This window comes from Bradyrhizobium sp. 31Argb, assembly GCF_043638955.1.
Classification (GTDB): domain Bacteria; phylum Pseudomonadota; class Alphaproteobacteria; order Rhizobiales; family Xanthobacteraceae; genus Bradyrhizobium.
The window spans coordinates 1-9,319 of the sequence record NZ_JBEGDB010000302.1 but is presented as its reverse complement, the minus strand read 5'-3'; the positions used below and the strand labels follow the sequence as shown (position 1 = coordinate 9,319).

General features: G+C 62.6%; 7 protein-coding genes and 1 tRNA gene. 2 read left to right on the top strand and 6 right to left on the bottom strand.

The genetic code is table 11. The features are described 5' to 3' along the window. The 4 genes from AAFX91_RS35155 to AAFX91_RS35140 form a co-directional block, all read right to left on the bottom strand. On the bottom strand, positions 1–5,238 hold a 5,238-nt coding region (locus tag AAFX91_RS35155), incomplete at its 3' end, for a filamentous hemagglutinin N-terminal domain-containing protein (protein WP_394569608.1). A gap of 164 nt (positions 5,239–5,402) precedes the next feature. Further along, positions 5,403–6,395, bottom strand: coding sequence for a FecR family protein (locus AAFX91_RS35150; RefSeq protein ID WP_394569607.1), 993 nt, complete (start codon positions 6,393–6,395; stop codon positions 5,403–5,405). Between the two features lie 207 nt (positions 6,396–6,602). Next, a complete protein-coding gene (locus tag AAFX91_RS35145; protein ID WP_394569606.1) occupies positions 6,603–7,115 on the bottom strand; it encodes an RNA polymerase sigma factor in 513 nt (170 codons plus the stop codon). Continuing rightward, the gene (locus tag AAFX91_RS35140; protein WP_130584016.1) at positions 7,112–7,873 is read right to left on the bottom strand and encodes an STN domain-containing protein; all 762 of its coding nucleotides are present in this window, start codon (positions 7,871–7,873) and stop codon (positions 7,112–7,114) included. Before AAFX91_RS35140 ends, AAFX91_RS35145 begins: the two co-directional genes overlap by 4 nt. A gap of 502 nt (positions 7,874–8,375) precedes the next feature. Between AAFX91_RS35140 and AAFX91_RS35135 the strand changes: the two genes are divergently transcribed. After that, a tRNA-Gly gene (locus AAFX91_RS35135) sits at positions 8,376–8,449 on the top strand. A gap of 57 nt (positions 8,450–8,506) precedes the next feature. Here the strand turns inward: AAFX91_RS35135 and AAFX91_RS35130 are convergent. Both AAFX91_RS35130 and AAFX91_RS35125 read right to left on the bottom strand, forming a co-directional pair. Then, the gene (locus AAFX91_RS35130; RefSeq protein ID WP_394569605.1) at positions 8,507–8,959 is read right to left on the bottom strand and encodes a hypothetical protein; all 453 of its coding nucleotides are present in this window, start codon (positions 8,957–8,959) and stop codon (positions 8,507–8,509) included. An 83-nt stretch (positions 8,960–9,042) separates the two neighbouring features. Beyond that, positions 9,043–9,210 (bottom strand): hypothetical protein, encoded by a 168-nt coding sequence (locus tag AAFX91_RS35125; RefSeq protein WP_165421553.1) that lies wholly within the window; start codon positions 9,208–9,210, stop codon positions 9,043–9,045. Here AAFX91_RS35125 and AAFX91_RS35120 point away from each other — a divergent pair. Beyond that, positions 9,175–9,261, top strand: a complete 87-nt coding sequence (locus tag AAFX91_RS35120; protein WP_394569609.1) for an Arc family DNA-binding protein — start codon at positions 9,175–9,177, stop codon at positions 9,259–9,261. The two genes, AAFX91_RS35125 and AAFX91_RS35120, sit on opposite strands and share 36 nt — an antisense overlap. Positions 9,262–9,319: the final 58 nt, after the last annotated feature.

The following is a 9,319-nucleotide window of genomic DNA, read 5'->3' as shown; positions in this document are numbered from 1 at the left end:
ACCGCGCGAAACTACTTCGCCGTCGTCGCCATTGCCGCCACTCTGCTCTGGATAAGGTAACTGTCCACACGGCCTAATGGTGCCGAAGCTGTTGCTGTCGGCACCAAGGACGATGTCGCCGAGCGGCGCGCGGATGACGCCACCCTGGTCGATAACGGTGGCATAGAGCGACAAGCTGCCGAAGGCCGAGAACGGCGTCTGCGGCAATGCATCGTCGATGCGTTTGATGGAGAGTCTGGCGTCGGGCAGCGAAGGATCGAAAGCAGCGTAGACCTCGGCCTGGGCGCCAGTAGTTGGATAGAGCTGGGCCGCCGTGAGCGTGAGGTTGCCGGGCGTCCGCAGTGTCGTACGCGTCCCTGAGGGGAAGGTGCTGGTCTGCGCCGTATTGCGCACAAACCGAATGTCGCCACGGCTGGTGAGATCGATGTCCCTGAAACCAGCCATGTCGTACAACACCTGCGCGCCGCTGTTCGACTCGATTTTACCGCTCGCCCCGAACTGGACGTAGTTCTGGATGTCGATCAAATCGGCCGAGACCGTGAGCTTTGCGGTCGTTGCCTGCGAGGAGGGTGACGATATGGAAAAGCTGGACCCGGGCAGACCGGTCGTAAAAGCATACCCGCGCAGTAGAACGTAGGGGGCCGTCAGCGCCACGCTGCTGGCGGTGTCGCTGCTCGTCAGCACGCCTCGGTCGAAAACGATGCTGCGTCCCAGATTGAGCGATACTGGACCGTCGAACACGAATGCGGTCGATGACCACAGGGAAAGACTGTCGAAACCGCCGGCCTCGACCTGTTTGGCGCTGATCCGCGCCACCCCATAGCCCAGCGTAGGATCGGCTTCTCCAGGCTTGAGATCGGCGCGCATGCCGCTCGGCACGTAGTCCTGAGTGATGATCAGACGACGCGGTACGAGTTGGACATCCGACGGGTCCCAATCGGCCCCCGCCGGCTTTTCACCGAGCAACAGCGACAGTGTGCCGCCGGAGGCGCCCGCTCCGCCCGTCGCCGCACGCACCGTGCCGTCCAGAAAGATTCCGTGCCGGGACGCGAGCGCGATGCTGCCGCCATTGCTCGCCACCGCGGTCGGGGCACCTCCGACCGCGCCGTATGGTGCGATCACCGCACTCGCACCGGAAGCATCGAGCACGGCTCCCGGCCGGACCACGACGAAACCATTGTTATCGACTTGACCGTTGGAGTCGAACCTGACGCCGATGGCAATCGAACCGCCGTCGGAAACAACACCATAGGGCCGGCCCTGGCGATCCACGGCCGTCACCGACCGCCCCGCCACATCGAGAACAGCGTTGTCGCCGATCCAGATCGACTGGCCCGGGATGCCGGTCTGAGACTGCAAGGTGAGATCGATCGTGATCGCCCCGCCCGGCGCCGAGATCATGCCGTCCACGGTGACCTGGCCCGTGCTCGCGATGCTGACCGACTGGCCCGGATCCACACGCAAGGCCGCACCCGTGTCGATCAGGATCCCGGATCCGCTCGCCGTGTTGGGATCCGTGGTCAGCTTGAGGCTGCCGCCGGCGCGCTGCGTAAGCTGCCCAGTGCTGACATTTTCCTGGTAGAGCGGCGGTGTCCAGACTTCGAGCGCGGTGGCCGGGTCACTGCCGGTCGGCACCGTATAGCTTGCCGCGGTCGTCCGGTAGACCGGCATCGTCACATCGACCTGGGTATTCTTGCTGACCACGACGCCGACCTGGCTCGAAATGTCGTAATTCGAAAACCCGCTCTTGAAGATGCCGGGGTCGAGATTGAGCGGTGGCTTGATGGCAACGGTCTGCGCGAGGACGGTTCCGGCGGGAATCCGCGTCCCTGTCGGCACGCTCAACTCCTTTGCAGCAGTAGATCCTGCTGCATAAGTCACAGTGGTCGGCGTGACGGCCAATCCATTTGGAAAGGCGTCGGCCGGAACAACATAGCCCGCGGTGAGGTCCCCGGCTGATCCCAGCAGTTGCGTGCCCGCGGGTACCTGGGTGCCCGGAGAGTAATAAGTGAAGTTACTGTCGTATACGTAGGCCAGGCTGTCAGGCACCTGCCAATTTGCGCCGACGGTTACGCCCCTGGAGAAGTCGGGCATCAGATCCATTTGCAGCGCTTCGCCAGGAAGCGCCTTCCTGACAGTCATGCTGTAAGTGAACGGGATCTGCGTCCCCGCCGGAATGACCAGGGCGGAATCCAGAAACAGAACTGTCGTCGTAGCCTGTCCGGCGGGGAGCAAACCATCCGCGAGCAACGGCAGGTCGGAAATATTGATGGCGCTGCCGCTGCTGATGGTCAGCGTGCCGCCCTTTGTCATTCCGTACGATCGAACGGTGCCTTCGAGCACCAGCGGATCGCCTGGAAGAAGATCGAACCCGTTCGCCACATCCGCGATCAGGGTGATATTTCCACCCTTGCCGCCCGTGATCTTGCCATTGATGAGGATGGCGCCGCCGGAAGACGCATCGATCAGGCTGCCCGCGGAGAGCTTCACGGATTGGGGCGAGTTCAGCGAGACATTGCCGCCGTCGACAAAAGCGAGACCGGACAGATTGCCGCGATCAAGGAGTGCATTGGTCCACAGCCCGCGCGTATCGATCACGGCGCCCGGGTTCAGCCGCACGCCCAGCATGCCGTCGATGGTCGGCAGCGTCCCGGTGCCGACGTCGACGACATTGCTGAAGGACACATTGCCGCTGCGCACGGTGACGGTGCTGTTGACATCGATAACCGGTGCGGCAGCGGTGATCTGACCGCCCGGCGCCAGTATCAGCGGAGCGTCGATGGCGACATGCCCGCCGGTCGTCACCGTCAAGCCGCCCAATCCGAAGCTGTTGAGCTGCCTGGTATCGAACCACGCGGTATTGGCGCGGTCCTCAGGCACCGACGCGTTCGGCGACAGCGCGTTCGCGAGCGAGGGAACATGATCGTCAAATTTGACATCGGTGACAAAACCGAGCGGCGCGCCTGGGCTCTGGCCAGGCTTGCCGTAATCCCCAAGCGCGAGCGTTCCCGCTTGCGCTACCGTGTTCTGGCCCAGCTTGTAGCCGTCGGTGGCGCCGGAAGGCCGCTTCCCGGTCTGGCGCTCACCCTTGACGATGTCGGCGAGGATGGTGCCTTCGAAGATCGACGTCGGCGTCGAAAGAATGAGCTGGCCGGCGTCGCGGCCGACCGTATAGCCATCCTCCCAGCGCTGGCTCACGCGTCCCTTGCCAAACGGACTGGTCCAGACCTCGGTTAGCCCGTCGTCAACCTGGCCCTGTATGTAATGCTTGCGCACAAAGCTACCGCCGACCGCCGTGAACTGCATATCGGCGCGCGCATTGTTGATGTTGTAGGTCCGGCCGTCCGCACCGACGAAATTGCTGGTCCTGATATAGCCGCCCTCATAAGTGACGGAGCCGCCGGAGATGTTGAAGATCGCGCCTTGCTGCGCCACAACGTCCCGCGCCGACAAGGTGATGGTTCCGCCGACGGCGGTCCATTCACCAATCTTGTGCGCGGTATTGCCGAGATAACCGGAGGCCTCCAGCAGTCCCCCGGGCGTGTAGTAGCGGTCCGATGCATAACCGCCGGTTCCGGCGGGCACCAGGACGAGATCGCGCAGGTCGATCCAGACATCCGCGTTCTTCAGATAGGTCTGATCCCGATTGACGGGACTGTCGCGCAGTTCGTTGCCCTGGATATTGACCTCGATGTTGTTGGCCGACATTGGCAGCAGCACACCGCGGGTGCCGGAGACATCGATGGTGGCGCCGCTTCCGGTAAAGACGCGACCGATCGCCGAAACCGCCACCTGCCCGCCCTGGGCCTGCGTGATCGAGCCGCCTCTGAAGACCACGTCGCCGCCGGTCACGATCTCGATACGCGACTGGTCCAGGCGATCCGGCAGCTTGGAGAGATTGTCGAACTGCGGATCATAGCCGACAGGGCGCACTGCCGTGACGAACGCATCGCGTTGGCTGTTGAGCGCGGTCGCATCGCTGTCGAGCTCGGGCAGGATGGTGGTCAGGCTGTTGGCACCGAGCGTGACGCTCCCGTTGGTATCGGAGACGGCGTTCAGGAGATGAATCGTGCCGCGCGTGTTGACGGAGGTGGTCGACACGAGCGCACCGTCCTGCACGATGGTGCGCCCGGCAAGCGTGATGTCGCCCTGCTGGCTGTAGATCAAGCCGGAATTGGTGACCGCGCCACTGAGACTGTCCGCACGCAAGAGCGGCACAATCTCATGGCCGCGCGTCGTCGAAGCCTGGTTGGCGGCGGTGCCATAGCCCGCGCGCAGGAGAAAATCGTCGCCTGCCCCCAGCATCACCTGTCCCTGCGGCGACGAGATCCGGCCGGCATTCTCCACAGCCGCACCCAATAGCAGTACGAAGCCGCCGCCGGTCGTGTTCTTGGCTGGCGGCTTGGTCTCGATGAGAGCGCCGGGCTCGACCTTCACCTCACCGCCCGCATCCGTGAAGCTCGGGTAATGGGTGCCGTTCTCGTAGCGCGAATAGATGCCGTTGTTGAGGAATTGCTCGTTCGAGAGCTTCGCCGTCGACGCAACCAGCGCACCGACATTCACTTGGGACGTTCCGCCGAAGATGATGCCGTTCTGGTTGATGACGTAGACGGAGCCGTCGGCCTTGATGCTGCCGAGAATCTGGCTCGGCCTGGCATCCGCGCCGAGCACACGGTTCAGCGCGACCCAATTGCGGTTGCCCTGCTGGTCGAAACGAAGGTCTGTTCTGGCGCCGACGTTGAAGGTATCCCAGCTCAGGATCGCCTTCTGCTCGCGTTGCCTGATGTCGACGCTGACGCGATCACCATCCGCACGCTCGGTCGGGAGGTCGGCTCCCTTCCAAAGGTTCTGGTTCACGCTCCCATTGGGGCCGATAACCCCGCTGCCAACCTGCAGACCGCCCGGCCGGAGCCCGTTGGGAACAACATTCGCCTGCTGCGCCGCCCGGGCGGCATCGCGTGCGGCTTGCTGGACCGCCTGCTGCGCCTGGATCGCAAGCGTCGCGCGTCGCAGCGAGTCGTTCGCGGCCATGGCAGCGCGCGCCGCCTCCTCTGCGGCTGACTGCGCCGCTGCGACCGCCGCAGCCGACGCTGTCGGCGCGGATCCGCCCAAGGGGCGGGCCATTGCCTCGGACGCAGACAGAAACAGCGCCGCAGCGCTCACGCCCGCAAGGAGGATGGAGCGGCGCCGATCCCGATGCGCGGTGGTGGTGGAACTGACATCACTTTGCACCGGCATCGAAGGCTCCTGCGAACAAGACTACGCTCCCAGCGTCGCAGCCACATGTCGCGGCGACGCCAGAAATGAAATGGCTCTCACCGTAAAGACAGGTTCTGCAGCGGCGTTGAGCACGCCCGCACGAATTATTTTTTGGAAGGACTCTCGGGTGGCGCAGCCGAAGCTCAGCTCAGGACCACGATTCCGCCTGGGAACCGCTGAAGCTTCGCGTTAAATGCGTACTCGAGCTGTTCCAGCACCATATTCATCTGATCGATACGAAAACGACCGCTGAGCTGCTTCTGCCCGAGCGCCTGGTTCATCAAGATGATCCTGCCGGGTCGGTATCGGTTGATTTCCTCGACCGCCTCGGCGAGCGGGGTCCCGCGAAACTCGACGATGCCCCGCTGCCATTCCGATGCAACGACTGGATCGATTGCGACGATCGGGCTCAGTCCTCTTGAACCGTAGTGGACGCGCTCTCCAGCCTTGAGAGCGGCGACCTCTGCCCCATGCTGAATGCGCGCCGCGCCCTCGAAACATGTGACGCTGACCGAGGCCCGTTCGCCGCCCCTGGTGTAGCGAACATCGAATTTTCCAACGTCCGCGACGGTCTCACCGCCCGCCGCAAAAACGCCCAGCGATCGTTTTGCCCGTGCTGGAACAAGGAAAGAGGCCTCACCCAGGATCAGCTCGACACGATCCATCGCGCCGGCTGCGGATCGAATTGCCAGGCTGGTCTGTGTGTTGAGGTTGATTGCGATGTCGTCTGCGAACGTTACGCTGCTCTGTTCGCCGGTGCTGGTGTGGTAGTCGGCCTTCAGTTCGGCCAATGAGGGCCAGAGCCCCAGTGGCGGGCTGACGGCGCCGTATGCCGTTGCCGCGGCGATCGCGGCCACACCGCCGCCCAACATGACGCGCCGGCTGACTTTCTTGCGCTGCCGGCGGAGCGCATCGAGTTCGGCGAAGATGTCATGACCGCCGCCTTGCAGCATGCGCGCCGCAGCGCCCGCGCTGCTCCATGCACGACTAGCCTCGATAAAGGCGGCCTCACGCGCAGGGCTTTGCGCGCGCCATCGCGCCAATGCGTCCACGTCCTCACGCGTCGCTTCGCCGGACGCAAGCTTCTGCACCCACGCGATGGCCTCGTCCTCGATGGCATTCAGGCCGGAGCCCAAATGACGGGCGTTGCTCATACTAGCTGCGCGTCCCTTGATATCGATGTCGCCATGTCCGCCTTCCAGACTGCGGACGACCTCATTCTTAAGACGCTTCTCGGATGGCAAATGCGCACACTAGATCTCTTTGTTTGAGCATGATCTCCGCGCAAACGCGTTCGCGTTTGTCGCGACGGAAAACCGGTTCCCACTTTTCCGGATCATGCTCTAGCCCTTCATTTCCTTGAGGCGCTCGACAAACGCCTTGTGAGCCAGGAGGAGCTCCTTCGCCACCAGCCGCCGTGACACGCCAAGACGGTCGGCGATGACCTGACGGGGAATATTGTGCAGTCGTGCCGCCAGAAAGATCGTACGCCTGCGCGCAGGAAGTTGCGCCAGCATGGCCTTGAACGCCTCGAGCTCGGATCTCGCAAGCACAATCTGCTCTGGCGTCGGCGCTTCGTCCGCCACGTCAAGCAGGCTGTCGATCTCGGCCACGGACAGGTGACGTCCGTCGTTGCGGCGGCGGTCGGCGGCGGCATTCAAGGCTGCACGGAAAAGGTAGCTTTGCTGGCTTTGGACGACTCCGATCGATTCCGTCAGCGCGAGGCGCAGCCAGGTATCGTGCATTGCGTCGCCAGCGAGGTCGGCCGAACCCAGATATCTGGTCAAGCGCTCCTTCAGATCCTCATAGCGTTCGACGAACAAGCGACGGATTCCCGCCAGGGCCTGGTCGCTCATCGCGTCTCTCCACCGGGACGCGCAGCAGTGTCAGCGGAGGCACAGCCCGGTGTAACGCCAGGCGCTTGCGGCACGAGAACAATCAATATGGGCTGCGCGAAATCTGCCGGCGGCGGCTCCCGCAGTCTCACCGACGCCAGGGTTACGTCAATCTGCCGATCGATAGTGCCGCTGCCGGCGGAGCCGACGCGCTGGGATTTCTCGATTCTGCCCGTCGAGCCGATCCAAAGCGCCACCACAATCCGGTACTGGCCAGGACGGGTGACGGCCGACTGACAGAGCGCATCCAGCACGGTCTCCTGAATCAGACCATAATAACGTCGGTGTGCCGCTGATGGCTCTTGCGTTGTTGCTTGCCGCGCGCTGGGTGCCGTGGGCATCAGGACGAATGCGTTCTCGGAAAGGAACCGCGCCGAAAGATTGGTCCCGGCCAGAAGCCGCTGTAGCGCTTCATTGGGTGTCAACACACCCAGCACCTCACCCGAGGCCCTGCCCGCAGCAAGACTGGTGTCGTAGAGTGCCTCGCGACCCGTCAGGTCGCCATAGCGACTGAGTGCCGCGCTCAACGACTGTGAGGGAATATCGAACCTGATTGCCGTGTTCGCGGACAGTGTTTGGGCAAACAGATGTCCAGTCGCGGCGATAGCACCGGCGACCGTCAGAGGAGTCGCCCACAGCAGGAACCGTCCTCTACCCGAGGTACCTGCCGCGTATCCGAGGCGATCAGGTTCAGTTACAGCTTTGGTCTGCGAACGCATCACCACTGTCCGACCGTGCAATGGATCAGGACTGCGGTGTCGGCCTCCAAGAACTCCACGATCTGCTCGTTGACGGTAATTTCAGGCGTCGGCGTGCATGCCAGCCGACGGGTCTCAATGAGTATTCATGCAATATTACGGTTTGACGACGTCGCCCGATTCCAGGCTTGATGGCGTCCCGAGCAATTCCCCATCTGCGTCGGCCCAACAATAAAGACGCGGCGGAATCGCTCCCGCCGCGCCCGATTCTCGTGCTCGCTGGTCCAGGGCTGAGAGCGCCCCGATGCCAAGCTTTGGACTGCTTAGCGGGCGATCCCAGCGAGGTGACAGCGCTTGAGATAAGACACTGGATCACCTCCTTTCTTTGTTGATGGGACACGCAATATAGGCAGCCACTCCGCCCCTGTTAAGGCCTGAAGGCGGATCGGCTGGAACCCGGCTGTTCGTAACGACTCAGGGCGGTTGAGGCTGCCCTCCCGGCATGATAGTGGATCATCCCGACGCGGGTGTAGCTCAATGGTAGAGCAGCAGCCTTCCAAGCTGAATACGAGGGTTCGATTCCCTTCACCCGCTCCAATGTTTTCAGTCACTTACGACACTCCCAATTTTTCATTCGGACAAGCTGGCTGATGCTCATTCGGACAAATGTCCGGCTTTCGTTCGCACGGCGCGTCGCTTCTTGGTGCCGGTGGCGATCTGCGTCGTGCGCTTGACGTACTTCGGCAACACCTTGACCGTGGTATGCCTGCTCTGCGCCAAGATCTCGCGATCGGTCAGTTCGGCGCCGGTCTCGGTTAGGCCACCGTGCCTGAACGAGGCGAATGATAGCTCGTCGCGCAGATTGGCGGCCCGGATGACCTCTTTCACCTTTCGGCTCATGTGCGTGAAGTCTGGCATGTCAGGCTTTGGCCATGTCGGCCACGGGCCGCGTTCACCCCAGTCCCGCCGCAGCATGAGGCCGCCGATGCGCTCGCGCTTGATAGCATCGAGTTCGTCCATCAGCTCTGGATAGAGAGCGACACCAGCGTCATCGAGCAAAGGAACCCAGCTTTGCGCGTTCGTCTTTTCATCGATCACGCGCACCATGTTGGGGTGTTCCTTCGGTCGATAGTGCAAGACGTCGAAGGTCGCGAATATGTCGGTCTCTCGCTGAAGCCATTCCCACGCGATCAGCGCAGCAGATTCGCAAGTGCGATATCGCACTGTGCGATTGAGAGGTTGCGAATGGCCAAGAAAAAGACCGTCAGCAAGACGCGGCCCGGCAGGGGGCCGATCAATTTATCGTCAGGCTGCCCCCTGGCATGCGCGATACACTCTCCGAGCTTGCCGGAGAGCACGGTCGCTCCATGAATGCGGAGGTTGTGGACGCACTAGCATTACAGTTGTAATTGACTGAGGATTCTGAATCCATGGGCAACCATGATTCGAAGATCGTGGACGCAGGCA